The sequence below is a fragment of the Desulfofundulus australicus DSM 11792 genome, from assembly GCF_900129285.1.
Lineage (GTDB): Bacteria > Bacillota > Desulfotomaculia > Desulfotomaculales > Desulfovirgulaceae > Desulfofundulus > Desulfofundulus australicus.
In genome coordinates, this window is record NZ_FQUW01000030.1 from 14,350 (window position 1) to 37,190 (window position 22,841).

The 22,841-nt window shown below is 58.4% G+C and carries 28 protein-coding genes, 1 tRNA gene and 1 riboswitch; of the genes, 27 read left to right on the forward strand and 2 right to left on the reverse strand.

Annotated features, from left to right (window positions below):
• The first annotated feature begins 4 nt into the window (after window positions 1-4).
• The 26 genes from BUB44_RS11180 (at window position 5) to BUB44_RS11300 (ending at window position 20,878) form a co-directional block, all read left to right on the forward strand.
• The gene (locus BUB44_RS11180) at window positions 5-856 is read left to right on the forward strand and encodes a GltB/FmdC/FwdC-like GXGXG domain-containing protein (protein ID WP_073166374.1); all 852 of its coding nucleotides are present in this window, start codon (window positions 5-7) and stop codon (window positions 854-856) included.
• Between the two features lie 198 nt (window positions 857-1,054).
• Entirely contained in the window at window positions 1,055-1,558 is a 504-nt protein-coding gene (gene ilvN / locus BUB44_RS11185; protein WP_027357304.1) for an acetolactate synthase small subunit, read from the forward strand.
• 98 nt (window positions 1,559-1,656) lie between these two features.
• Window positions 1,657-1,923, forward strand: a complete 267-nt coding sequence (locus BUB44_RS11190; protein WP_027357303.1) for a CopG family ribbon-helix-helix protein — start codon at window positions 1,657-1,659, stop codon at window positions 1,921-1,923.
• A 4-nt stretch (window positions 1,924-1,927) separates the two neighbouring features.
• Window positions 1,928-2,278 carry a type II toxin-antitoxin system PemK/MazF family toxin gene (locus BUB44_RS11195; RefSeq protein WP_027357302.1) on the forward strand — a complete coding sequence of 117 codons (351 nt, stop codon included), beginning with the start codon at window positions 1,928-1,930 and terminating at the stop codon, window positions 2,276-2,278.
• Between the two features lie 52 nt (window positions 2,279-2,330).
• Entirely contained in the window at window positions 2,331-3,050 is a 720-nt protein-coding gene (locus tag BUB44_RS11200) for a gamma-glutamyl-gamma-aminobutyrate hydrolase family protein (RefSeq protein WP_027357301.1), read from the forward strand.
• A gap of 19 nt (window positions 3,051-3,069) precedes the next feature.
• Window positions 3,070-4,233 carry an amidohydrolase gene (locus BUB44_RS11205; protein ID WP_027357300.1) on the forward strand — a complete coding sequence of 388 codons (1,164 nt, stop codon included), beginning with the start codon at window positions 3,070-3,072 and terminating at the stop codon, window positions 4,231-4,233.
• A 258-nt stretch (window positions 4,234-4,491) separates the two neighbouring features.
• Window positions 4,492-4,899: a response regulator gene (locus tag BUB44_RS11210; RefSeq protein ID WP_073166377.1), complete on the forward strand. Its 408-nt coding sequence runs from the start codon at window positions 4,492-4,494 to the stop codon at window positions 4,897-4,899.
• Window positions 4,900-5,003: 104 nt separating this feature from the next.
• Window positions 5,004-5,124: riboswitch (TPP riboswitch) on the forward strand.
• A 55-nt stretch (window positions 5,125-5,179) separates the two neighbouring features.
• The gene (locus tag BUB44_RS11215; protein ID WP_165611041.1) at window positions 5,180-6,241 is read left to right on the forward strand and encodes a thiamine phosphate synthase; all 1,062 of its coding nucleotides are present in this window, start codon (window positions 5,180-5,182) and stop codon (window positions 6,239-6,241) included.
• A gap of 5 nt (window positions 6,242-6,246) precedes the next feature.
• A complete protein-coding gene (thiC, locus tag BUB44_RS11220) occupies window positions 6,247-7,548 on the forward strand; it encodes a phosphomethylpyrimidine synthase ThiC (protein WP_073166380.1) in 1,302 nt (433 codons plus the stop codon).
• A 128-nt stretch (window positions 7,549-7,676) separates the two neighbouring features.
• Complete coding sequence (thiL, locus tag BUB44_RS11225; protein ID WP_073166425.1) at window positions 7,677-8,684, forward strand: thiamine-phosphate kinase; 1,008 nt, start codon at window positions 7,677-7,679, stop codon at window positions 8,682-8,684.
• A gap of 100 nt (window positions 8,685-8,784) precedes the next feature.
• Window positions 8,785-9,267: a tRNA (adenosine(37)-N6)-threonylcarbamoyltransferase complex ATPase subunit type 1 TsaE gene (tsaE, locus tag BUB44_RS11230; protein ID WP_073166382.1), complete on the forward strand. Its 483-nt coding sequence runs from the start codon at window positions 8,785-8,787 to the stop codon at window positions 9,265-9,267.
• Window positions 9,248-9,952 carry a tRNA (adenosine(37)-N6)-threonylcarbamoyltransferase complex dimerization subunit type 1 TsaB gene (tsaB, locus tag BUB44_RS11235; protein WP_073166385.1) on the forward strand — a complete coding sequence of 235 codons (705 nt, stop codon included), beginning with the start codon at window positions 9,248-9,250 and terminating at the stop codon, window positions 9,950-9,952. Before tsaE ends, tsaB begins: the two co-directional genes overlap by 20 nt.
• Window positions 9,953-9,965: 13 nt before the next feature.
• The gene (gene rimI / locus BUB44_RS11240; protein ID WP_073166388.1) at window positions 9,966-10,433 is read left to right on the forward strand and encodes a ribosomal protein S18-alanine N-acetyltransferase; all 468 of its coding nucleotides are present in this window, start codon (window positions 9,966-9,968) and stop codon (window positions 10,431-10,433) included.
• A 6-nt stretch (window positions 10,434-10,439) separates the two neighbouring features.
• Window positions 10,440-10,586, forward strand: a complete 147-nt coding sequence (locus BUB44_RS15445; protein WP_157833018.1) for a hypothetical protein — start codon at window positions 10,440-10,442, stop codon at window positions 10,584-10,586.
• 250 nt (window positions 10,587-10,836) lie between these two features.
• Window positions 10,837-11,091 carry a sulfurtransferase TusA family protein gene (locus BUB44_RS11245; RefSeq protein WP_073166428.1) on the forward strand — a complete coding sequence of 85 codons (255 nt, stop codon included), beginning with the start codon at window positions 10,837-10,839 and terminating at the stop codon, window positions 11,089-11,091.
• 1 nt (window position 11,092) lies between these two features.
• Window positions 11,093-11,521 carry a hydrogenase iron-sulfur subunit gene (locus tag BUB44_RS11250; protein WP_073166390.1) on the forward strand — a complete coding sequence of 143 codons (429 nt, stop codon included), beginning with the start codon at window positions 11,093-11,095 and terminating at the stop codon, window positions 11,519-11,521.
• 3 nt (window positions 11,522-11,524) lie between these two features.
• Entirely contained in the window at window positions 11,525-14,233 is a 2,709-nt protein-coding gene (locus BUB44_RS11255) for an FAD-dependent oxidoreductase (RefSeq protein WP_073166393.1), read from the forward strand.
• Window positions 14,230-15,963, forward strand: coding sequence for a CoB--CoM heterodisulfide reductase iron-sulfur subunit A family protein (locus BUB44_RS11260; RefSeq protein WP_073166395.1), 1,734 nt, complete (start codon window positions 14,230-14,232; stop codon window positions 15,961-15,963). The genes BUB44_RS11255 and BUB44_RS11260 overlap by 4 nt, the downstream gene beginning before the upstream one ends.
• The gene (locus BUB44_RS11265) at window positions 15,963-16,208 is read left to right on the forward strand and encodes a MarR family transcriptional regulator (RefSeq protein WP_073166398.1); all 246 of its coding nucleotides are present in this window, start codon (window positions 15,963-15,965) and stop codon (window positions 16,206-16,208) included. The genes BUB44_RS11260 and BUB44_RS11265 overlap by 1 nt, the downstream gene beginning before the upstream one ends.
• Window positions 16,208-16,510, forward strand: a complete 303-nt coding sequence (locus tag BUB44_RS11270; protein ID WP_073166401.1) for a 4Fe-4S dicluster domain-containing protein — start codon at window positions 16,208-16,210, stop codon at window positions 16,508-16,510. Before BUB44_RS11265 ends, BUB44_RS11270 begins: the two co-directional genes overlap by 1 nt.
• A 13-nt stretch (window positions 16,511-16,523) precedes the next feature.
• Entirely contained in the window at window positions 16,524-17,486 is a 963-nt protein-coding gene (locus BUB44_RS11275) for a (Fe-S)-binding protein (RefSeq protein WP_073166404.1), read from the forward strand.
• Window positions 17,487-17,535: 49 nt separating this feature from the next.
• Window positions 17,536-18,003, forward strand: coding sequence for a DsrE/DsrF/DrsH-like family protein (locus BUB44_RS11280; protein WP_073166407.1), 468 nt, complete (start codon window positions 17,536-17,538; stop codon window positions 18,001-18,003).
• Window positions 18,004-18,210: 207 nt separating this feature from the next.
• Window positions 18,211-19,134, forward strand: coding sequence for a cysteine synthase A (gene cysK / locus BUB44_RS11285; RefSeq protein WP_073166410.1), 924 nt, complete (start codon window positions 18,211-18,213; stop codon window positions 19,132-19,134).
• Between the two features lie 112 nt (window positions 19,135-19,246).
• Window positions 19,247-20,188, forward strand: coding sequence for a DMT family transporter (locus tag BUB44_RS11290; protein WP_423219792.1), 942 nt, complete (start codon window positions 19,247-19,249; stop codon window positions 20,186-20,188).
• A gap of 3 nt (window positions 20,189-20,191) precedes the next feature.
• Window positions 20,192-20,755, forward strand: coding sequence for a methylated-DNA--[protein]-cysteine S-methyltransferase (locus BUB44_RS11295; protein ID WP_073166413.1), 564 nt, complete (start codon window positions 20,192-20,194; stop codon window positions 20,753-20,755).
• A 48-nt stretch (window positions 20,756-20,803) separates the two neighbouring features.
• Window positions 20,804-20,878, forward strand: a tRNA-Thr gene (locus tag BUB44_RS11300).
• Window positions 20,879-21,034: 156 nt separating this feature from the next.
• Here the strand turns inward: BUB44_RS11300 and BUB44_RS11305 are convergent.
• Entirely contained in the window at window positions 21,035-21,448 is a 414-nt protein-coding gene (locus BUB44_RS11305) for a type II toxin-antitoxin system HicB family antitoxin (RefSeq protein ID WP_073166416.1), read from the reverse strand.
• A 31-nt stretch (window positions 21,449-21,479) separates the two neighbouring features.
• On the reverse strand, window positions 21,480-21,674 hold the full coding sequence (locus tag BUB44_RS11310; RefSeq protein ID WP_114362178.1) for a type II toxin-antitoxin system HicA family toxin: 195 nt from the start codon (window positions 21,672-21,674) through the stop codon (window positions 21,480-21,482).
• Between the two features lie 140 nt (window positions 21,675-21,814).
• Between BUB44_RS11310 and BUB44_RS15450 the strand changes: the two genes are divergently transcribed.
• On the forward strand, window positions 21,815-22,057 hold the full coding sequence (locus tag BUB44_RS15450) for a PAS domain-containing protein (RefSeq protein WP_278247945.1): 243 nt from the start codon (window positions 21,815-21,817) through the stop codon (window positions 22,055-22,057).
• Window positions 22,058-22,841 lie beyond the last annotated feature (784 nt).

Here is a 22,841-nt window from a genome sequence, read left to right on the forward strand (position 1 = left end):
GAACATGGCGGTAAGCTGTGCCCGATATGGGCTGCGGGAAATGTTTTTGGGTGGTGTTAGATCCCTTGAGGAACTGAGAAGCCGCCTTTCAATAGAGGGACAGGAGGCGGAAATAGACGCCCGGGATCTTGTGCACAAGGAAATAAATGATCTGATCCGGGAAGCGGCCCTTTCCGGCGCCCGCAGGATCACCCTGCTGAACGTTTGCGGCCAGCGTTACATCGGGACGCGGCTCTTCCTCCCACAGCAGGACGGCAAAATAGAAATTCATGTTTATTCCACTCCGGGCAACGACCTGGGAGCTTTCCTGGCCGGGCACCGCATTGTGGTGCACGGCAATGCCCAGGACGGGGTGGGCAATACCATGGATGACGGCGAGATCGTGGTTCACGGGCGGGCAGGGGATATCGTTGCCATGGCCATGCGCGGCGGCAGGATTTTTATCCGGGACAGCGTCGGTTACCGGGCGGCCATTCATATGAAGGAGTATACCGGCAAGGTGCCGGTACTGGTAATCGGCGGGACGGCCCAGGACTTCTTTGGCGAGTATATGGCCGGGGGTATTGTGATCCTGCTGGGCCTGAACCTCAAGCCGGGCGAGCGCCACCACGCCCACTACATCGGTACGGGCATGCACGGCGGGGTAATTTACCTGCGGGGAGAGGTTGCCCCCTACCAGCTGGGCAGGGAAGTGGGCGTGCTGGAGCTGGATGACAAGGACCGCCGGCTTTTACACCGGTACGTTGGTGAATTTGCCCGGCACTTTAACCTCAATGCGGAGAGCATCCTGGATGACCGTTTTGTCAAACTGATGCCGGTATCCAAAAGACCTTACGGCAGGGTATATGCTTATTAAAACACGAGCAAATAAATGGCTGCTGTTTTGCAACACAAGCGTGCGACCTTGCAGGTGCGTGCACACAGCGGCCATTATTATTTTCCGGCGATATGCCCGCCGCATCTTGATCCTGACATCTTGCGTCAATCCGATATTCAATCGTGCCTGTGTTTTGTGTTAAAATATACGTATTCCAGAAAGAACGGGGGGAGAGACATGAAACATACCCTGGCGGTGCTGGTGCTGAACAAGCCCGGGGTACTGGCCCGGATTTCCGGCCTGTTGAGCAGGAGGGTGTTCAATATAGAAAGCATTGCTGCCGGATATACCGAGGAGCCGGACATCACCCGCATTACCATCGTGGTAAATGGAGACGACCGGGAACTGGATCAGGTGGTCAAGCAACTGTCCAAGTTGATTGACGTGATCAAGATCCAGGAACTGCACAGCAGTGAATCCATTGAAAGAGAGCTGGCCCTGATTAAAGTCAAAGCGGACCCGACCCGCCGTTCGGATATTGTCGACATCGTGGAAATTTTCCGGGCGAACATTGTGGACGTCAACCGGGAAACGATGGTGGTGGAGCTTACCGGTGACGAGGAAAAAATCAATGCCCTCTGCGCCGTCCTGGAAGACCACGGTATAGTGGAAATGGTCAGAACGGGGAAAATTGCCCTCTGCCGGGGTCCGGGGGCAACCAAATACTATCAGGAACAGTAAATTATACCCTTTTTCAGCCAGGTATTGACATAAGAACCGCCCAAATGTATATAATATGTAGTGCTGGTATTTTTAGTGCGAATTAAGGGGGTTTGGTGGTGGCTCAGGTGAAAAGGATTATGATTACCCTGCCCGACAATCTTCTGGCCGAAATGGATGGAATAGCGGCTGCGGAAAAATCAAACAGGAGCGAATTGATCCGGGAAGCCATGCGCTTTTACCTCGCCGAGCGCAAGCGTCAGCAGCTCCGGGAGCAGATGAAGAAGGGTTACCAGGAAATGGCCAGGATTAACCGGGAATTAGCCGCAGAACAGTGGCTGGGGGATGAGGATCAAGAACATTACAGAAAGGCGGAGGTAAAATAAACCCATGCAGGTCCGCCGTGGCGACATTTTCTACGCCGACCTCAGCCCGGTGGTGGGTTCGGAGCAGGGCGGTACCCGTCCCGTTTTGATCCTGCAAAATGATATTGGTAATCAATACAGTCCTACCACCATAGTGGCGGCCATTACTTCACAGATTGCCAAGGCCAAGCTACCCACCCATGTGGAGATGCCCGCAAGTCCCGGTGGGCTGGAGAAGGATTCCGTCATCCTGCTGGAGCAAATCCGGACCATTGACAAGAGCCGCCTGCTGGAGAAAGTTACCTCCTTAAATCGCGAGACCATGCAGAAAGTGAATCATGCCGTGGAAATCAGCCTGGGATTGGTGGACATCTAGAGCGCCTGCAGCAGGGTGCTTTTTCTTTTGCTGGAGCGGGGGTGCTTTAAAAATGCTTCCGGTGATCGGTATTATCCCGGCCTGGAATGAGGAAAAAGGGCAGTTTTTTGTAAGCCGCTATTACACGGCGGCAGTGGAAGCGGCCGGGGGAGTTCCTGTGTTGCTGTCCTATATAGCGGGAGAGCCGGGCTTGCTGGCGCAGCTCAGGCTTTTAGACGGGCTGGTTCTTTCCGGCGGCGGCGACGTGGATCCCGTTTATTTCGGTGAAGAGCCCCTTCCAGGTTGCGGGGAGATAAGCCCGGAACGGGATAAATTTGAGCTCGAACTGGCCCGGCGGGCGTTATCCCGGGGCCTGCCCGTCCTGGGCATTTGCCGCGGGATCCAGGTGATGAACATCGCCGCCGGCGGTGATATTTATCAGGATATTTTGACCCAGGTGCCGGGATGTTTAAAGCACCAGCAGAAAGCGCCCCGCTGGAGCCCCACCCACGAAGTAATCATCGAGGAGAATACCCGCCTGGCCGGCATATTTAAGGCGGGGGCTCTGCGGGTGAACAGTTTTCATCACCAGGCGGTGCGCCGGCCCGCACCGGGATTTGTTGTTTCCGCCCGGTCCCGGGATGGGATTATCGAGGCGCTGGAAAGCTCCGGCCGGGGGTTCGCCCTGGGAGTACAGTGGCACCCGGAAACCATGTGGGAGCGGGATGAACGCTTTTTAAACCTTTTTAAAGCCCTGGTGGATGCCGGCCGGGAATATGGAAAAAATAAATAAAAAGGAGATGCTGGGTTGGATGCTGGCCTTAACCGGAGGAACGGTAATTACCATGACCGGTCAAATTTATGAGCCGGGAATGGTACTGGTGGAGGAGGGCAAAATTGTCGCCGCAGGGCCCCTGGACAGGATCCCGGCAGGGGTTGAAGTGGACGACGTCACCGGATACCTGGTCATGCCGGGCTTTATTGATGCCCACTGTCATGTGGGAGTGGCTGAGGAAATTTACCGGGAAGAGGGGGACGATACCAATGAGTATACCGATCCCGTTACCCCTCACCTGCGGGCCATCGACGCCGTTAACCCTGCGGATCTGGGCTTTGAAGATGCCCGGTCCGGGGGAGTGACCACCGTGGCCACCGGTCCCGGCAGCGCCAACATCCTGGGGGGAGAAATGGCAGCCCTGAAAACCGCCGGCCAGGTAGTCGACCGGATGGTGGTCCGGGCGCCAGTGGGCCTGAAAGCGGCCCTTGGCGAAAACCCCAAGCGCACTTATGCCCGCGAGAAGAAAATGCCCGCCACCCGTATGGCTTCGGCGGCTCTTTTAAGGGAGGCCCTGGCTAAAGCCAGGGATTACCAGCGCAAGCTGGAAGCGGCGGCAGCCGGCCGGGGCGAGCATCCCGGCCGGGATCTGAAGATGGAAGCCCTGCTGCCGGTTCTGCGGCGGGAAATTCCCCTGCGGGTACACGCCCACCGGGCTGACGACATCATGACCGCCCTGCGCATAGCCCGGGAATTTGATCTACTGCTGGTGGTGGAACACTGCACCGAGGGTTACCTGGTGGCCCGGGAGCTGGCCGCTTACGGGGCCATGGCCGTGGTGGGGCCGGTGATAACCAACCGGGCCAAGGTGGAGCTGAAGGGTATTTCCCTGGAGACCCCCCGGATTCTGGCCGAGGCCGGGGTTACCTTTGCCATTATGACCGATCACCCGGTGGTGCCCATTCAGTACCTGGCGTTGTCCGCCGCCCTGACCCTCAGGGGCGGGCTGTCCGAAGAAAGAGCCCTGCGGGCCATTACGCTGGATGCAGCCAGGATCCTGGGCCTGGAAAGCCGGCTGGGCAGCCTGGAGCCGGGTAAGGACGCCGATATAGTGGTGTTAAGCGGCCATCCCTTTGATCCCCGTACCCGGGTAGTCAAAACTTACATTGAAGGGCGCCTGGTTTATCTACCCCGGCCATGATGTTAACATTGAGCGTCATTTCACAGGGTCAGGGTATTTAGGGATAAAATTATAAGTTAAGTTATTAAAAGTTGACACATTTTTAAAACAATTAAACAAATGCAAAATAAATGGGAATGATATTCAAATCTTTCACATTGAAAATAAAAAAATTTTATTTTTCTTAGCAGGATCAGATAATTTCCCTGTCGAATATTCATGACGGAAAGATTAAACTATAATGTTAATTAGTGTCATATTATGTCGGAGGTGTAGGGAGTGAGAGGGGAGATTCTTGATGTTCTGATAGTTGACGATCAGCCCGGAGTACGTTACTTGCTGGAGATTCTCATTAAAGAATTCGGCCACCGGGTACACACTGCGGAAAACGGGCTGGTAGCCCTGGAGAGGGTACGCCAGATTCATCCGGATGTAATCTTTATGGATGTAAGAATGCCTTTAATGGACGGCCTGGAGACGCTGCGGCGGGTTAAAAAGATCACCTCCGACACCGTTGTTATTATCATGAGCGCTTATCTTTCCGATCATACCGTCGAGCAGGCCCTGAAGAATGGCGCTTATTGCTGCCTGACCAAGCCCTTTGATATAGAAAAGATCAAGGAGCTGATCCAGGCTCTTTCCTGGCAGCACCGGAAAAGGGACTGGAATCAGAGCTATGTAATTTAGGTTCCAGGCCTGGTAATTTAAAATTTGCAACTTCAAAATATAAGCAGGAAAAAATTTTTTTTAAGCGAATAATTACATACAATATACAGGTAAATAAGGGCATTTTCAACCCATGGGGGTGCCCGGCGGCATCAGCGGTTGCCGGGCTGAGAAAAGCGTTTAACGCTTTACCCTTTGAACCTGATCTGGGTCATACCAGCGTAGGGAAATGGGTGAACGGTTAGCGTATTACACCCGTCTCCTGATCAGGTAGATGGGTTTTTTTATGGGAGGGGTTTTTGTGGGGGATTTTTACCGGGTTCTGGACGCCAATTTTAACCGTGCCCGGGAAGGACTGCGGGTGGTGGAGGAAGTAGCCCGCTTTATTCTGGATGATCCGCAAATAACCATGCGCATTAGAAAAATACGGCACCGTCTGGGCCTGCTGCAGGAGAAGCTTACCGGGCAGGGGATTGTTCTGGTCGAGGCCCGGGATGTTTGCAGGGACGTGGCTGCTCCCGCCCCTCCGGCAGCGGGAGAGGAAAAAATCAACCTTTTACAGCTAATTACGGCCAATTTCAAGCGGGTGCAGGAAGCCGTCCGGGTGCTGGAGGAGTATGTCCGTCTCCTGCCGTTCCCCGCCCCTTTTAAAGAAATACGCTATGAAGTGTACGCGCTGGAACAGGAAATGGCCGGCCGCCTGGTGCGGCCGGATACGGGCAAAGTTCCCGGGAGGGTTGATTACAGCCTTTATGTGATCACGGGCGATAAATTCAGCCGGGGAAGGCCGCTGGTGGAAGTGGTCCGGGCGGCCATTGAAGGCGGGGCCACGGTTATCCAGCTGCGGGAAAAAGATTTTACCGCCCGCCAGCTGGTCGATGCCGGGCACCAGCTGCGCCGCCTGACCCGGGAAAAGGGAGTAACCTTTATCGTCAACGACCGGGTGGATATAGCCCTGGCGGTGGAGGCCGATGGTGTCCACCTGGGTCAGGACGACCTGCCCGTGGGTATGGCCCGGAAAATCCTTGGCCCCGGCAAAATTATCGGTGTTTCCACCCACAGTATAGAGCAGGCCCTGGAAGCCCAGCGGCAGGGGGCGGACTATATCGGTGTGGGACCCGTCTTTGAAACCCGGACCAAGGATGATGTTCAGGCTCCGGTGGGTGTGGACCTGGTGCGGCAGGTGGCTTCCGTGGTCAGCATTCCCAAAGTGGCCATCGGGGGCATCAAGGCGTACAATGTGGAAGAGGTGATTGCCGCCGGGGCTGACGGAGCGGCAGTGATCACGGCAGTGGTGGCGGCAGAAGATATATCCGGCGCTGCCCGCGAACTGCGTTCCCGGATTGACAGGACAAGGAGGTAATAAACATGACCCAGCTTTTAGCAGCCCGGAGAGGAGAAATAACGGCGGCCATGCGCCGGGTAGCGGAAAAGGAAAAATTACCGGTGGAGGAAATTTTAAAGAAGGTGGCGGCCGGGACAGTGGTCATACCGGCCAACAGGAACCATGGCAATCTGGACCCCTGCGGCATTGGTGAGGGCCTGCGGACGAAAATAAACGCCAACCTGGGAACATCCACCGCCTTTCCCGATATTGAAGGTGAGCTGACCAAACTGGAAGCCGCCTTAAAAGCCGGGGCCGACGCGGTGATGGACCTGTCCACGGGTGGAGACCTGGATGGCTGCCGCCGGGCAGTTATTGCAAGGAGCCCTGTACCGGTGGGTACCGTGCCCATTTACCAGGCGGCCGTGGAAGCCCGGGAAAAGCGGGGCGGTATTGTCAGAATGACCGCCGACGACCTCTTTGCCGTTATTGAAAAGCAGGCTGCCGACGGGGTGGACTTTATCACTGTCCACTGCGGGCTTACCCTGGAAGCCATTGGCCGCCTGCAAAGGCAGGGGCGCGTCACCGATATTGTCAGCCGGGGCGGTTCCTTCCTGGCCGGGTGGATGCTGCACAACGGCCGGGAAAACCCCCTGTACGAGCATTTTGACCGCCTGCTGGAGATATGCCTGCGTTACGACGTTACCCTGAGTCTGGGGGATGGCCTGCGGCCCGGGTGCCTGGCCGATGCCACCGACCGGGCCCAGATTCAGGAGTTGATTGTGCTGGGTGAACTGGTGGACCGGGCGCGGGCGGCGGGTGTCCAGGCCATGGTGGAAGGACCCGGACACGTTCCCCTGGACCAGGTGGCGGCCAACGTGCAGGTACAGAAAACGTTGTGCAAGGGGGCTCCTTTTTACGTCCTGGGTCCCCTGGTTACCGATGTGGCACCCGGCTACGACCATATTACCGCTGCCATTGGGGGAGCGGTGGCTGCCATGGCCGGGGCGGACTTCCTGTGCTATGTAACTCCTTCCGAACACCTGGGGCTGCCCACTTTGGAAGACGTGAAGGAGGGTGTGGTCGCCTCCCGCATTGCTGCCCACGCGGCGGACCTGGTCAAGGGGGTGCCGGGAGCCCGGGAATGGGATCTGGCCATGGCCCGGGCCCGCAAGGCGCTGGACTGGAAGGCGCAGATCAACCTGGCCATTGACCCGGAAAAGGCCCGCCGGTATCGCGAGAAACGCAATCCAGCCGGGACCAGGGCCTGCACCATGTGCGGCGAGTTCTGCGCCATGGAGATTGTGGCCAGGTACCTGGGTGCGGAGAAAGTGGAGGAATGCTAAAAAGGCCCGGTTGCGGGTGAAGGGACGGATGAACGCCGTCCCTTTTGATGATTATATTAAGATACGGCACAAAACTTTCGGGATGGTGCTTGGGTCATACCCGGCTGTATCAGGGGAGTGATTGATTGTTGAAACTCGGGGAACTGGGCGAATTTGCCCTTATTGATCGCCTTTCCCGGGACCTGGTCCACCGGCCGGAAGAGGTGGTGCGGGGCATTGGGGATGATGCGGCGGTGCTGGACTTCGATGGCCCGCGGTGGCTGTTGTTCACCACCGATATGCTGGTGGAGGGAGTCCATTTTTCGCTGGATTATGCCTCCCCCGTCCAGGTTGGGATTAAGGCTGTGGCGGTTAATGTGAGCGATATTGCCGCCATGGGCGGCTGGCCCGCCCATGGCGTGGTTTCCCTGGGCCTCCCCCCGCGCCTGTCCGTGGAGGAGGTGGAGGAACTATACCGGGGCATCAGGCGGGCAGCGAAGGAATATGATTTGAACATCGTCGGCGGGGATACGGTGCTCAGCCCGGAGCGGCTGGTAATCAACGTGGCCCTGCTGGGCTTTGTGGAAAAGGGCCGGGCGGTATACCGCAGCGGGGCCAGGGTGGGGGACCTGATCTGCGTCACCGGCAGCCTGGGCAAATCGGCCGCCGGGCTGTACCTGTGCCAGCACCCGGAGGCCGGGGCGGGCCCGGGGGTGGCGGCTTACCTCAAGCGGGCCCACCTGGAGCCCCGGGCAAAACTGCGCAGCGGGCGGATTTTATCCGCGGCGGGGGTAACGGCCATGGATGACGTCAGCGACGGCCTGGCTGCCGAACTGCGGGAGATCTGCCGGGCCAGCGGGGTGGGGTGCCGGGTGCGGGCGGCGGATATTCCCGTGGACTACCGGGTGAGGGAAGTGGCTGCCCTGGCGGGCCGGGATCCCCTGGACTGGGCTTTTTCCGGGGGTGAGGATTTTGAGCTGGTTTTCACCATTCCGCCGGAACGGGTTGCCCTGGTGGAGGAAAGGCTTGCCGCGGCCGGCGAGGAATGCCGTTGTATCGGAGAGGTTATCCCGGCGGAAAAGGGAATGGTGCTGGAATTGCCCGGCGGTCGTTGCGTCCCCCTGGAGGCCCGCGGCTACGATCACTTTGCCCCTTAACCCTTTATGGCTTACAAAGAGTTTTGCTCCGGCCTGTCTATGGGTTATAATACTGGCAGGCTTTTCTGTTCCGGTATAGAATTAAAAAACAGGTGGTTTCATGGCTCTGGTATGGCAGACCCGTTCCGCCGGGGAAACGGAAGAACTGGGCCGTCTCCTGGCCTCCCTTTTACAACCGGGGGACGTCCTTTGCCTGCACGGGGAGCTGGGTGCGGGTAAAACGGTGCTGGCCCGGGGCATTGCCCGGGGGCTGGGAGTTGCCGGGCCGGTAACCAGCCCCACGTTTACTTTAATTAACGAATACTCCGGCCGCCTGCCCCTTTATCATATGGACGTTTACCGCCTGGAAGGGCCGGGGGATATGGCTGACCTGGGTTACGAGGACTATTTCTACGGGTCCGGCGTGACCCTGGTTGAATGGGCGGGGCGGGTGAAGGAGATTTTACCTTCTGAAAGGCTGGATATCTACCTTGAGGGCTCTCTCCAGGATCCCGAGCTGCGCAGGATTTTGTTTGCCCCCCGGGGGGAGCGCTATGAAGAACTGGTGAAGGAGTTGAGCACCCTTGTTCGTGCTCGGCATTGAAGCTGCAACCCCGGTGGCTGCAGTGGCGGTGGTCCGGGGGGAAAAGGTGCTGGCCGAACGGATGGTCAACAACCAGCGTACCCATTCGGTGAACCTGTTGCCCATGATAAAAGCCGTAATGGAGGATGCAGGGGTTACCCGTCAAGACCTGGGGGGTATAGCCGTTTCCTCGGGTCCCGGGTCCTTTACCGGCCTGCGCATAGGCATGGCCACGGCCAAAACGCTGGCCCAGGTCTGGGGGCTGCCCATCGTGGGTATCAGCACCCTGGAGGCCCTGGCCTATCCTTTAACGGGCCAGGAGGGGCTGATCTGCCCCATTCTCAACGCCCGCAGGGACGAGGTTTACGCGGCGGTATACCGGACGGTCGCAGGGAAGCTGGAGCGGCTGGAGGGCCCCATGGCCATCCGCCCGGAGGAACTCGCCCGGCGCCTGGAATCCCGGGATCTGCCCGTTACTTTGCTGGGCGACGGCGTTCCCGTTTACGGTGAATTCTTCTTAAAACAGCTTGGTGGCCGGGTTTTGCTGGCCCCGGGCAGCGCTTCCTGGCCCAGGGGGGCACCGGTGGCCGAGCTGGGTTACCGGCGGCTGGTGGCCGGTGAGGGTATGGATCCCCTTAAACTCTTGCCCGATTATATCCGGTTATCCGAAGCAGAAGTAAAATGGCTGCAAAAACAAAAAGGGTAAGCCGGTGTTTCCTATGGAACTGACTTTTACCGAAATGTCCTGTGAGCATTTGGATGAAGTTATGGCCATCGAGCAGGCCTCTTTCCCCACCCCGTGGTCCCGCCATGCCTTTACCCATGAGCTGCTGCAAAATGAGTTTGCCGTATATATTGTGGTCCTGGCGGGGCAGAAGGTGATCGGTTATGCCGGCATGTGGCTGATCCTGGATGAGGCTCACGTAACCAATGTGGCCGTACATCCCGACTACCGCCGGCGGCAGGTCGGGCGCAGGCTGATGCAGGAACTCATGCGCCGGGCGGTTATGCTGGGAGCCAGCCGCATGACCCTCGAGGTGCGGACCTCCAACCAGGTGGCCAGGCGCCTTTATGCCTCGCTGGGTTTCGTGGAGCGGGGACGGCGCCGGGGTTATTATACCGATACCAACGAGGATGCGGTAATTATGTGGAAGGACCCCCTTGATGGATTCTGGAGCGGGAGGTGAGCAGGTATGAACCCCGGTATGCGTTTGGTAGTCCGCCTGGGCGGCCTTGTGCTGGCTGCGGTGGGGCTGCTGGCCAACCTCCCCGCAGGCTGGACCATCGGGCTGGTGGCGGCCGGGCTGGCCATCTTTTTGCTGGCCGGCGGTGGCGGGTGAGGTTGTTAAGATGCGGCAGGTTGGTAACCTGCGGGAAAGATGCCGGCCCCATGGGTAAAAGTGCCGGCGGTAATTGTTAAAAAAAGATCTTGACAATCCCCGGAAAGGGGTGTTAATTTATACTCAATAGATACCCCTACTGGTATTAGTATTTTCATATACCGGTAAGGGTAGATGGTACCGGCCCGGCCGGGCCGGTACCTGAAAGATGGTTGAAATATATCCCGGAATAAGGAGGCGGACTTTGTTTATGACCACAGCGGAACTGCAGAACATCAAGGCGGATAAGGTTGTGGACGCCCGGGGGGTTTCCTGCCCCGGCCCCATTATGGCGGCCAAAAAGGCCATTGCCGACGTTAAAGTGGGAGAAGTAATGGAGATCCTGGCTACCGATTCCGGGTCCCAGAGGGACATTCCGGCCTGGGCCAGGAAAATGGGCCACGAATTCCTCGGTGTGGTTGAAGAAGCCGGTTACTGGAAGCTCTATGTGAAAAGGATGAAGTAGCATGTCCGGGCAGGCCGGCATCAACAGCGACTTTTCACCAAAGATCCTCGTCTTTTCCACCAACAACATTTCCGATCCCGGTATTGACCTTGCCGGTAGTTCCCATATGCACTACCCACCTTCGGTTACGGTTATCAGCATGCCCTGCACCAGCGGTATCAGGCCCGAATGGATCGCCTATGCGGTGGAAAGGGGCTTTGACGGGGTTTTCCTGGCTGCCGACGGGGAAGAATGCGCCTACCTTCCCGACTGTGCAAAGAGAACGTCGGAGATTGTGCGCAGGGCTCAGGAGTTGCTCGAACAAAAGGGATATGAACCCCAGAGGGTACGAATGTCGGCCATCTGCTCGGTCTGTGCCGGGCCGTTTACCGGCCACATGAAAGAATTTTCCGAGGCCTTGAAAAATCTCGGGCCCGCCAGGAAGGGATAAAGCATGAATTACGATGTTCTCGTCATCGGCAGCGGGATTGGGGGTATGGAGTCGGCCCTCAAGCTGGGAGATATGGGTTACCGGGTCCTGCTGGTGGAAAAGGAAGCCAGTGTGGGCGGCAAGATGATTTTGCTGAGCAAGGTATTTCCCACCCTTGACTGCGCCAGCTGTATCTCCACCCCCAAGATGGCCGCCACAGTACACCATCCCAACATTGACGTGCTGATTTACTCCGAAGTGGAGGAGATCAGGAAGCTGCCGGGGGGCCAGTTTGCCGTCCGGGTCCGCCGCAAACCCACCTTTGTCCACCACTCCCTCTGCACCGGTTGCCGCCAGTGTGAAATGAACTGCAATGTCGCGGTTCCGGATCAGTTCAACTTCGACATGGTGGCCAGGAGGGCGGCCTACATCCCCTTCCCCCAGGCTGTCCCCAAAAAGGCCGTCATAGAGCGGGAGGGGACGTCCCCCTGTTCCTTTGCCTGCCCGGCCGGCATCAAGGCCCACGGGTATATCGCCCTGGTCAGGAGCGGGAAGTACCGGGAGGCCTTCGAGCTGGTGCTGGAAAGCACACCGCTGGTGGGCAGCCTGGGCAGGGCCTGCTACGCCCCCTGCGAAGGCGAGTGCACCCGGAACCGGCTGGAAGGCCCGCTGCCCATCAGGAGGATCAAGCGTTTTATCGCCGACCGCTATTATGCGGAACACCCGGCGCCCCGGCTTTCGCCCCCGCAGGAGCGGGAGGATAAAAGGGTGGCCGTGGTGGGAGCGGGGCCGGCGGGGCTCACCGCCGCCTTCTTCCTGGCTAAAAAGGGCTACCGGGTGACCGTTTTTGAAGCGGGGCCGCAGCCCGGCGGCATGCTGCGCACGGCCATCCCTTCCTACCGCCTGCCCAAAGAGGTGGTGGCCAGGGATATAGAGAACGTGGTGGCCCTGGGTGTGGAAATCAAAACCGGATGCAGGGTGGAAAACCTGGAAGAGCTGAAGAATGAAGGTTTTGACGCCATATTCGTGGCCACCGGTACACCGCGCTCCAGGCCAATGGGGATTGAAGGCGAGGATCTGGAGGGTGTGTACCGCGCCCTGGATTTCCTGCAGCAGGTGAACGAAGGCCGCAGGATATCCCTTGCCGGGAAGACGGTGGTGGTGGTGGGCGGCGGTAACGTGGCCGTGGATGCGGCCAGGGTGGCCGTAAGGCTGGGTGCGCGAAGGGTTATCGTCCAGTACCGCAGGACGAAAGCCGAGATGCCCGCCCATGAAAGGGAAGTCGTAGCTGCGGAGCGGGAAGGGGTGGAGTTTCAATTTTTGAGCGCGCCCCTGAAGTTTGTGGGCAGCGGTGGGAAAGTGGCGGCGGTGGAGAGCGTCAGGATGGAGCCGGGTGAGCCGGACGCCGGCGGGAGGAGGAAGCCGGAGCCAGTTGCCGGCTCCGGGTACAGGATTGCGGCCGATGTGGTCATAACGGCTATCGGCCTGGAACCGGATACGGGGGCCTTTCGGAAAATATTGCCCCTCAACGACAATGGTACCATCAGGGTGGACCCGCACACCCTGCAAACCGCCGTACCCTACGTCTTTGCCGGGGGAGACGTGGTCACCGGCCCCTCCATGATCGTGAAGGCAGTGGCCCAGGGCAGGCGGGCGGCCTTCTTCATCGACCGCTATTTAAAGGGAGAAGAACTTAAAGGTGTGGAGTTTGATTACCGGATGCCGGTGGTGGACAGGGAAAAGGTTCTGGGCCGGCAGCAGAGCTACCGGACCCTGCCCCCGGTGGAAGAGGGCGAACTCCTGCAGGAAAGGCCCGGCGATTTTTCCGCAACGGAACTGCCTCTCTCGGAGGAACAGGCGCGGTACAGTGCCGGCAGGTGCCTGGACTGCGGGGTTTGTTCCGAATGCCGCCAGTGTGCGGCCACCTGCCCGGCCGGTGCCGTTGACCTTTCCATGAAGGAGGAGCAGAAAGAGTATCAGGTGGGTGCGGTGATTATAGCCACGGGGTTTCAGTTCTTCCCCGCCCGGGAGAAGCCGCAGTACGGTTACGGGAAGTTTAAAAACGTCATCACCGGCATGCAGATGGACCGGCTGCTGGCTCCCACCAGGCCCTATAACGCCGTGCTGAGGCCATCCGACGGCAGGGTGCCCGAGAACATAGCCTTTGTGCTCTGCACCGGTTCCAGGGACCGGTCGGTGAACAACCCTGTATGCTCCCGGGTATGCTGCATGTACTCGATCAAGCAAAACCAGCTGATTATGGGCGCGCTGCCCCTGGCCGACGTAACGGTTTATTATATCGACATCCGGGCCTTTGGCAAGGGATATGAGGAATTTTACAACCAGGCCCGGGATATGGGCGCCCGTTTTATCAAGGGCAGGGTGGCCAGGATCGAGGAAAAGGAAGACGGTAACCTCCTCCTTTACTACGAGGATATTGACCACGGCGGGAAACTCGCCCGGGCGGAACACGACCTGGTGGTTCTCTCCACGGGCCTCCTTCCCAACCCGCGGGTTCCGGAGCTGTTTGGCAACGCGAAGCTGGAGCTGGATGAAAACCTGTTCGTCAGGGAAGTGGATGAAGACCTGAATCCGGGCAAAACAAGTATCGAAGGGGTCTTCGTGGCCGGAGCTGCTTCCGGTGCCCGCGACATACCCGACTCCATATTACATGCCGGCGCTGCGGCAGCTCTGGCGGCGGCCTATGTGGAAAGGATAAGGATGAAAAAATGAAGGACCGGAGAATAGGTGTGTACGTCTGCCACTGCGGCGGGAACATTTCCGATTACGTGGATGTGAACAGGGTGGTCGAGGCCGTCCGGGAAGAGCCGGGAGTGGTGGTGGCCAGGGAGGCCATGTTCACCTGTTCCGACGCCTCCCAGCAGGAGATAATCCGGGACATCAAAGAGCAGGAACTGGACGGGCTGGTGGTGGCATCCTGTTCCCCCAGGCTGCACCTTCATACTTTCAGGGATGTGGCGAAAAGGGCGGGACTCAACCCCTACCAGTACACCCAGGTCAATATCAGGGAACAGTGTTCCTGGGCCCACACCGGTGACAGGGAAGGGGCCACTGCCAAGGCCATCAGGCTGGTCAGGGCGGGCATTGCCAGGACCAGGTTAACCGAGCCGCTCCAGCCACTTAAAATTGACACGGTACCTGCAGTACTGGTGGTTGGCGCGGGGATAGCCGGGCTGCGGGCGGCCATCGGCCTGGCGGACACCGGCATCAGTGTTTATGTGGTGGAGCGGGAAGCAGCCCCGGGCGGCCGGGTGGCCCGCCTGGGGAGGATGTACCCCCACGGTAAAAGGGGCCGGGAGCTGATTAACCAGCTGGTTGAGGAAGTGCAGAAGAGGGAAAATATAACCCTTTTTACCGGTGCCGGGCTGGTAGAAAAGTCAGGCAGTATCGGGAACTTTCAGGTGAGGATACGGGTGAGGGAGCCCGTGGAAAGTGAAATCGGGGTACAGGTAGGGGCAATCATTGTAGCCACCGGTTTCGACCTCTACCAGCCCCGGGAGGGCGAGTACGGCTTCGGGCTGGAGGGGGTAATAACCCTGGATGACTTCCTGGAGCTCCTGGATGCTCCCGGTGCCGGGTTGAACTTCCGGGGCCGGGAAGTGAAGGACGTGGTTTACGTTTACTGTGTTGGCAGCAGGCAGGGTGCGGGTGGGGAAGGGGCCAACCGCTATTGCTCCCGTTACTGCTGTAATGCGGCAGTCCACGCGGCCAGCCTGGCTTTTGACAAAAGCCCCGGAGTCCGCCAGTACCACCTTTTCCGGGATATGCGTACCTACGGCAGGTTCGAGCTGTTCTACCAGGAGGCCCTCAGGCGGGGGGCGGTGTTCCTGAAATTTGATGAGAGCGAGCCCCCCAGGGTTGAACGGGGCGAGGGTGGGAAATTAAAGGTTACCGTGAAGGACCTGCTCACCTGCGGGGAGGAGTTTGAGCTCCAGGCCGATCTGGTGGTGCTGGTCACCGGTATGGTACCCCGGGAGAACGGAAAACTGGTGGATATTCTGAAGCTGCCCGTGGGCAGGGACGGCTTTTTCAACGAGATCCACCCCAAGCTGCGCCCGGTGGAAACGGTGGTGGATGGCCTGTTTATCTGCGGCACCTGCCAGGGGCCCAAAAATTCTTCCGAGAGCGTTGCTTCCGCCCTGGCCGCGGTAACCCAGAGCGCCTCCATCCTCAAAAAAGGGTATGTCGAGCTGGAGCCCCTGGTTGCCGCCGTGGATCCCCGGCGGTGTAACTGGTGCGGTGAATGTGCAGGGACCTGTCCCTATTCCGCCATTGAACGGGAGCATTACCAGGACAGGGAAGTGGCCCGGGTCAACGAAGCGGTATGCAAGGGCTGCGGGGGCTGCGTACCGTCCTGTTCCCGGGGGGCCCTCAACCTCAAGGGTTATTCAGATGAGCAGATCAGGGCCATGATTGATGCCCTGGCAAAGGAGATATGCTGATGGACGGCAGGGTGAGAGATATCCGGGAAGTAATCAGGGAAGAGATGCTGATGAGGGATAAAATCCTGGACCTCCTGAAGGACGGCCCCAAAACCATTCCGGAAATAGCCCGGGCACTGGACCGTCCCGGCCATGAAGTCATGTTCTGGGTTATGGGCATGCGCAAGTACGGGCAGGTATGTGAGGATGAGCTGACCGACGAGGGTTACTACAGGTACAGGGCCGTTTGCAAGGAGGAGTGCTGATGCCACGGATGGATCCCCTCTTCGCGGAAGAAGTTAACAGTTTCGGCCGTTTTGATGCCCGGGCCTGTTTGAACTGCGGGGTGTGCAGCGCGGTGTGCCCCATGGGCATCGAGCTCCTCCCCCGGAAGCTGTTCCGCTACGTCCTGCTGGGCGTGAAGGACAGGGTGCTGGAAAATGTCCAGGCTGTTTACTCCTGCCTGCTGTGCCGCCTTTGTGAGGTCAACTGCCCGGCGCAGGTGCGGGTCGCAGAAAATGTACGTTTCCTGCGCTACTACCTGAACAAGAAAGTTTTTCAAATTTGAGGAGAATGGGATCATGCCGCTACCAATTGGAGATACCGTGGGCATTCTCGCGGACAACCTGCGGATGAGAAAATCCGTTCTGCCCATCCCGGCCAGGAGCACCGCTGCCTGGGCCAGGGGCCTGGGGCTGGCCCGGGGCGGGGAAACCATCCTCTATACCGGCGGGATGTACCAGCTTGTTCCTTACATCCAGGCCCTGAACAGGTTCCAGGAAAAAATTGAGGATTCCTGGCTTGCCGGGATGATCAAATACGGGAGGATGGCCAACAGGGTGATCAACATTTCCGCCCTGATGGCCCGGCCTCCCGGGAGTGAGCGTGAATCCAGCGACCGGATACTGGTTAATATCGCCCGCCTCCTGAGGCGGGCGGGGGTTGATTTCGGCTACCTGTACGAGGATGATCTCTATTCGGGGGCGCTGGCCTACGATCTGGGTGCGGATGATGTGGTGGAAGCCCACACCCGCAGGCTGGCCGGGGTATTTAAAAAGTACCGGGTAAAAAGGGTCATTACCGTCGATCCCCATACCACCCACATGCTCCGCTCCGTGTACCCCGCTTTAACTGGCCAGCATGACCTGCAGGTGAAAAGTTACCTGGAAGTGCTGGTGGAGCGGGGCGCTGTGCCCCGGAAGGAGCTCCGCCTGGAAGCGGCCCTCCACGATTCCTGTCTTTACGCCCGGTGCGAAAACGTGCTGCAGGAACAGAGGACCCTGCTGCTCAGGGCGGGCGTGGACCTCAAAGAACCGGCGGATTCCGGCAGGTTCACCCTCTGCTGTGGGGGGCCCGCCGAATCCCTGTTCCCCAAAAAGGCCAGGGAAACCGCGGCCAAAAGGGTGGAGCAGCTCAAGAAGGTTTCCGGCAGGGTGGTGACCATGTGCCCCATCTGTCTGGTCAACCTGCGGAAGGCTGCCGGGGGTGAAATCCAGCTGGAGGATATATCCGGCTACCTGGTACGGGCCTACTGTGAGGGATAGGGTGAAGAATTTTCCTGGTTGCAGGAAAATATGCGGGGGTGAGAGATGCATGAAAAAGACCATCATTGTGTTCAGCGGTGACCTGGACCGGGTGATGGCCGCTTTCATAATTGCCAACGGTGCAGCCGCCATGGGTGACGAGGTGACCATGTTTTTCACCTTCTGGGGGCTGAATGTCCTGAGAAAGCCGGAGAAGGTTAAAGTGAAGAAGAGCTTCCTGCAGGCCCTGTTCGGCTGGATGATGCCCAGGGGAGCCGACAGGCTGGGCATATCCAAAATGAACTTTGGCGGCCTGGGGGCAAGGATGATGAAGATCGTCATGAAACAGCAGAACGTCACCCCCCTTACGGAGTTGATTGCCTCGGCCAGGGAACAGGGCATCAAGATGATTGCCTGTACCATGTCCATGGATGTGATGGGCATTAGAAAGGAAGAACTTATCGACGGCCTGGAGTTTGCCGGGGTGGCCACCTATCTGGCCGAAGCCGATGAAGCCAACGTCAACCTCTTCATATAAATCCCCCTCCAATCCCCCTCTGACCTGCCCCCAAAGGGCCGGTCTTTTTTTTGGGGCGGTTGTCCCCTTTTTTTGTTCCGGGAACCGGCGTGGTTGTCATTTAAAAGATTGCGCCTTCCGGGAATTTACCCCGGCCTGCCCCCGGGTTATAATAGGGAGAGGTAATTTTTACGTGCTGCTCAGCAGCATTCTGGAGGCTGATTGGAGATGGGGATATATAACGATGTGACGGAATTGATTGGTTCCACGCCCCTGGTTCGCCTGGGCCGGGTGGCTTCCGGCCTGCCCGCCGCCGTCCTGGCCAAGCTGGAGTACTTCAATCCCGGCGGCAGCGTTAAAGACCGGATAGCCTGCAATATGATCCGGGAGGCGGAAGAAAAGGGGCTGATCACCAGGGACACGCTGATCATCGAGCCTACCAGCGGAAATACCGGTATCGGCCTGGCCATGGTCTGCGCAGTCCGGGGTTACCGCCTGGTGCTGACCATGCCCGAAACCATGAGCGTGGAGCGTCGCAGGCTCCTGGCTGCCTACGGAGCCGAAGTGGTTCTCACCCCCGGCAGCGAGGGTATGGCCGGGGCGGTGCGTAAGGCGCAGGAGCTGGCGGCTTCTCACCCCAACGCCTTTATCCCGCAGCAGTTTGCCAACCCGGCCAACCCGGCAGCCCACCGGGCCACCACGGCCGAAGAAATCTGGCGGGATACCGGCGGCGAGGTGGATTTCTTTGTGGCCGGCGTTGGCACCGGGGGTACCATCACCGGGGTGGCCTCCGTTTTGAAGGCCCGCCGTCCCTCCCTGCGGGCGGTGGCGGTGGAACCGGCCGCCTCGCCGGTGCTTTCCGGCGGGGAACCCGGGCCCCATAAAATTCAGGGCATTGGTGCGGGTTTTGTGCCGGAAGTGCTCGACCGGTCCCTGCTGGATGAAATCATCCGGGTAACCGATGAAGATGCGCTGCACACCGCCCGCCGCCTGGCCCGGGAGGAGGGCCTGCTGGTGGGGATTTCCGCGGGGGCGGCCGCCTGGGCGGCCATCCAGGTGGCCAGCCGGCCGGAAAACCGGGGTAAAAACGTGGTGGTCCTGCTCCCGGATACGGGAGAACGCTACCTTTCCACCGATTTGTTTGATTATTGAAGCGCAGGGCTCCGGCGCGCAGGCACTGCTGCCGGTTCGCCCCGGGGCCGGTATTTGACGCTTACTAGCAATCCCTGCTTTTAAAAAGTTTTATGGACGGGAGATGTAATCCATGAGCTCGCCTGCCAGGGCACCGCTTTCACTCCGGCAGAGTATGGAACCGGTAACCGCTCATCTGGAGCGCCCCCTGGTCAACCCTTACCTGGCCATCCTGGTGGGGGTGATGGGGGCTGCCTTCTCTTCCATTTTTACCAAGCTGGCCGCGGCTCCGCCCATGATTATTGCCTTCTACCGGCTGGGGTTTACCGTGCTCATGATTACCCCCGTGGTCCTGACCAGGGAGCGGGAGGAACTGCGCTCCATGGGCCGGCGGGATATCCTTCTGGCCTGCCTTTCCGGCGTTTTGCTGGCGCTGCATTTTACTGCCTGGATTGCCTCCCTGGAGTACACTTCCATCGCCAGCTCCACCGTACTGGTGGCCATGCAGCCCCTGTTTACCGTTCTGGGGGGCTACCTGCTCTACAGGGAAAAAATCGCCCTCCCCGGGCTTGCGGGGGCGGCCCTGGCCCTGCTCGGCAGCGTTGTGGTGGGGGTGGGCGACTTTCAAATCGGGGGGCGGGCCTTCTGGGGGGACATCCTGGCCTTTGCCGGGGCCATTTTTGTGGCCGGCTACGTTTTAATCGGGCGCGGCCTGCGGCACCGTCTTTCACTGCTCCCCTACATTTTCGTCGTCTACGGGGCCAGCGCGGTGACCCTGCTGGCGGGCGCCCTGCTGGCCGGGGTGCCCCTGTTTCCGTATCCCCCGGCAACATGGCTGTGGTTCTTTCTCCTGGCCCTGGTATCCACCATTTTCGGCCACACCATTTTCAACTGGGCCCTGCGTTACGTCAAGGCGGCCGTGGTGTCGGTGAGTCTGCTGGGCGAACCGGTAGGGGCCACCATTCTGGCTTACTTCATTTTTCATCAAGTACCTTCGTTCCTGCAGCTGGCCGGGGGCCTGGCCATCATTGCGGGGCTGGCCATTTTTATCCGGGCGGCCGGGAGGCAGGAGTAGAGTATGGGCAATATACATTTGCTGCCTACCGTAGCGGGCTGGGTGGGCACTGCCTGGAGTGAGCGGGGGCTGGTGGCTCTTACCTTTCCCCGGCCCCATCGGGAGGAGGCCCTGGCTGCCCTGCGGGATGAATCGGGGTGCGGCGCAAATTGCCGGGGCGGGCCGGCGGCGGGAAAGTGGCTCTCCACCCTGAAAGAGCGGCTGAACCGGTATTTCCGGGGGCGGCGGGTTTCCTTTACGGATATCCCCGTGGACCTCTCATTATACAGGCCCTTTACAGCGCGGGTGCTGGAAACCGTCCGGCACATAGGTTACGGCCAGTTATGGTCATACCGGCAGGTGGCGGAGGCCGCCGGCTACCCCCGGGCCGCCCGGGCTGCGGGCGGGGCCGTAAGGGCCAACCGGGTTCCCCTGGTCATACCCTGCCACCGGGTCATCTGCAGTGACGGGTCCCCGGGCGGTTTCGGGGGCGGCCTGCCGCTGAAACAGTGGCTGCTGGAGCTGGAAGGCGTGCGTCCCGGCCCCGCCGGGCGATACCAATTGACAAACGGCCCGGTTATGCGGTAATATAAGTAAGGCGCGGCATGTAAGCCGGCCGGTAAGTTAATACTCCGCGCTGGTGTAGCTCAGCGGTAGAGCAGCGCACTCGTAATGCGCAGGTCGTCGGTTCGAATCCGACCACCAGCTCCAGCAAGGCAAGGTGCCGCAGGGAATTGCGGCCCTTCGTTTTTTAGCGAAAAGCGAACCCCCGGTGCCTATGCTTTTTGGGGGCAGAGGGTTGTATACGCTACCAGGAGCTGCCTGCAAAGGCGGCTTTATATATGAAAGTAAAACGAATGCAGCCAGCTATGGCTGCTTTTCGTTTATGCCCAAATACTCTTTCAGGGCATTTTGCAGTAAGTGAGAGAAGTTGACATTGTGTTCCCGGGCTAAATCATCAAGCCATTTGGGTATGGTCAGCGTTTTTTTGACAGCCCGGTGCTTCATCTCGTCGCGGAAGGGTGGCATCCAGGCTTCGACGAGGACGACAACCTGATTTGGTTCCACTTTTAATTTGTTTACAGGGCTGGGTTCGGGAATGGGATAGTTTTCCTCCTCCAGCCCGTATAAGTGAAGGGCTAATGCTTCTTTAGCCATGCGAAGCGCTTCCTCATCGTTGTCGCCGCAGGTGTAGCATCCGGGTAAGTCGGGGAATTCTACCGAGATGCCATCGTCAGCGTAATTAAAGATGGCAGGATAGATATATCTGTCCTTGGGCATAACCGGGACCTCCTTTCAGGATATTAGGCCATTATTTATCTAAACCTGCTTGCTTAAGGATACTCTTGACTGTTTTAGTTGGGAGGCTTTTTCTCGGGTGAGGGATAGTGACTAATCCTGGCCTTGTTGGGTGTTTGAATTGGTGGTGACTACCGCTGACCCTAACAAGCATCCAGCCTGCTTCCTGCACCATGCGGATTAGTTCCTTGGATGAATATGTTTTCACTCACCCTCACCTCACGAGTATTATAACACGTATAAAAACACGTGTCAACAAATAAAGTAAAAACTGAATGAACCTCAGGTGGCCTGCATAAACCGGGAGATTATGGAGCTCCTGCCCTGTGCCTGCGCCTACACGGGGTAATTTACGATGATAGGGGCTCCCCCGAGGACTACATTTTCCTTGATGTTAACTCTGCCTTTGAAGAAATGACCGGGCTCAAGAAAGAAGATATCCTGGGGAAAAGGGCAACGGAAGTCCTGCCCGGGCTGAGGGAAGGCAATTTCGACCGGGTGGGTTTTTACGGCCGTTTGACCCGCAGCGGCAGGGAAGAGGAATTCGTGCAGTATGCTGATGCGGACCGGAAAGAGGACCGGGCGCCATAAGGCGCCCGGCCGGGGTTTATTGGGCCTGATAGGGGAAGAAGCCCCTGCCGAAGAACAGCAGAATCAGGATCAGGAAGAGAATAAAGGAGAACTGGCCATAGTAGTAGCCGGGATCGGGAGCCATACGGTTGCCTCCTTTCTATATTTTGGTATAGCTGGTTTTCAATAATAAGGTATGAAAAAATCCGGTAAAAGGTGAGGGGATAATAAAAGGAAAAGGGGATCCTGATAGACCCTGATCATGATATAATATAGTAGGGTTACTTATAGAAAAGATAAGCTCCGGAGAACCCGGGGGTCGGGCTGCCCCTGCGGAGCGAGGATGAGGTGGTGGGGGTCCTTGAATTCTCTGGAGGAGTTTCACTTTTACCTTTACGTTCCGGAAGGCGCAGGGGAGATGGGTTCTTATTTTGCCAGCCGTTTACCGGGGGTGGGAAAGGTACCGTGGTTTATTTGTGTGTCAATTCTCACTTTGATTTAGCCCAACCCCTGCCCATTTTCGCAGATTGAACAATCTGCAACTATTTCCGATACCAGAATAATCTGCAACTGCTTCGCAAATTGTGCTGGTATTTCAGGTCAGTCAGTCCGTCTATTCACCAGAATATGACAACCAGTGACTGACCCCTTTTCTTCCGGCTGTGGAACAGGTAGAATATTTGCTGGAAGTGACCGCCATGCAGCAGATATTTTACACGCCTGTACCGCCGGAAGAATACGCCCGCCTGGGCAAAGATTTTCCCTTTCCCCAACCACTCTCATGCCCCAACCCCGGTTGTCTGGT

Excerpts from the sequence above, each read along its gene's own strand:
- BUB44_RS11180 (WP_073166374.1), top strand. The coding sequence starts at position 5 with ATGGCGGTAAGCTGTGCCCGATATGGGCTGCGGGAAATGTTTTTGGGT.
- ilvN (WP_027357304.1), top strand. The coding sequence starts at position 1,055 with ATGAAACATACCCTGGCGGTGCTGGTGCTGAACAAGCCCGGGGTACTG.
- BUB44_RS11195 (WP_027357302.1), top strand. The coding sequence starts at position 1,928 with ATGCAGGTCCGCCGTGGCGACATTTTCTACGCCGACCTCAGCCCGGTG.
- BUB44_RS11200 (WP_027357301.1), top strand. The coding sequence starts at position 2,331 with ATGCTTCCGGTGATCGGTATTATCCCGGCCTGGAATGAGGAAAAAGGG.
- BUB44_RS11205 (WP_027357300.1), top strand. The coding sequence starts at position 3,070 with ATGCTGGCCTTAACCGGAGGAACGGTAATTACCATGACCGGTCAAATT.
- thiC (WP_073166380.1), top strand. The coding sequence starts at position 6,247 with ATGACCCAGCTTTTAGCAGCCCGGAGAGGAGAAATAACGGCGGCCATG.
- tsaE (WP_073166382.1), top strand. The coding sequence starts at position 8,785 with ATGGCTCTGGTATGGCAGACCCGTTCCGCCGGGGAAACGGAAGAACTG.
- rimI (WP_073166388.1), top strand. The coding sequence starts at position 9,966 with ATGGAACTGACTTTTACCGAAATGTCCTGTGAGCATTTGGATGAAGTT.
- BUB44_RS15445 (WP_157833018.1), top strand. The coding sequence starts at position 10,440 with ATGAACCCCGGTATGCGTTTGGTAGTCCGCCTGGGCGGCCTTGTGCTG.
- BUB44_RS11245 (WP_073166428.1), top strand. The coding sequence starts at position 10,837 with ATGACCACAGCGGAACTGCAGAACATCAAGGCGGATAAGGTTGTGGAC.
- BUB44_RS11250 (WP_073166390.1), top strand. The coding sequence starts at position 11,093 with ATGTCCGGGCAGGCCGGCATCAACAGCGACTTTTCACCAAAGATCCTC.
- BUB44_RS11255 (WP_073166393.1), top strand. The coding sequence starts at position 11,525 with ATGAATTACGATGTTCTCGTCATCGGCAGCGGGATTGGGGGTATGGAG.
- BUB44_RS11260 (WP_073166395.1), top strand. The coding sequence starts at position 14,230 with ATGAAGGACCGGAGAATAGGTGTGTACGTCTGCCACTGCGGCGGGAAC.
- BUB44_RS11265 (WP_073166398.1), top strand. The coding sequence starts at position 15,963 with ATGGACGGCAGGGTGAGAGATATCCGGGAAGTAATCAGGGAAGAGATG.
- BUB44_RS11270 (WP_073166401.1), top strand. The coding sequence starts at position 16,208 with ATGCCACGGATGGATCCCCTCTTCGCGGAAGAAGTTAACAGTTTCGGC.
- BUB44_RS11275 (WP_073166404.1), top strand. The coding sequence starts at position 16,524 with ATGCCGCTACCAATTGGAGATACCGTGGGCATTCTCGCGGACAACCTG.
- BUB44_RS11280 (WP_073166407.1), top strand. The coding sequence starts at position 17,536 with ATGAAAAAGACCATCATTGTGTTCAGCGGTGACCTGGACCGGGTGATG.
- cysK (WP_073166410.1), top strand. The coding sequence starts at position 18,211 with ATGGGGATATATAACGATGTGACGGAATTGATTGGTTCCACGCCCCTG.
- BUB44_RS11290 (WP_423219792.1), top strand. The coding sequence starts at position 19,247 with ATGAGCTCGCCTGCCAGGGCACCGCTTTCACTCCGGCAGAGTATGGAA.
- BUB44_RS11295 (WP_073166413.1), top strand. The coding sequence starts at position 20,192 with ATGGGCAATATACATTTGCTGCCTACCGTAGCGGGCTGGGTGGGCACT.
- BUB44_RS11305 (WP_073166416.1), bottom strand. The coding sequence starts at position 21,448 with ATGCCCAAGGACAGATATATCTATCCTGCCATCTTTAATTACGCTGAC.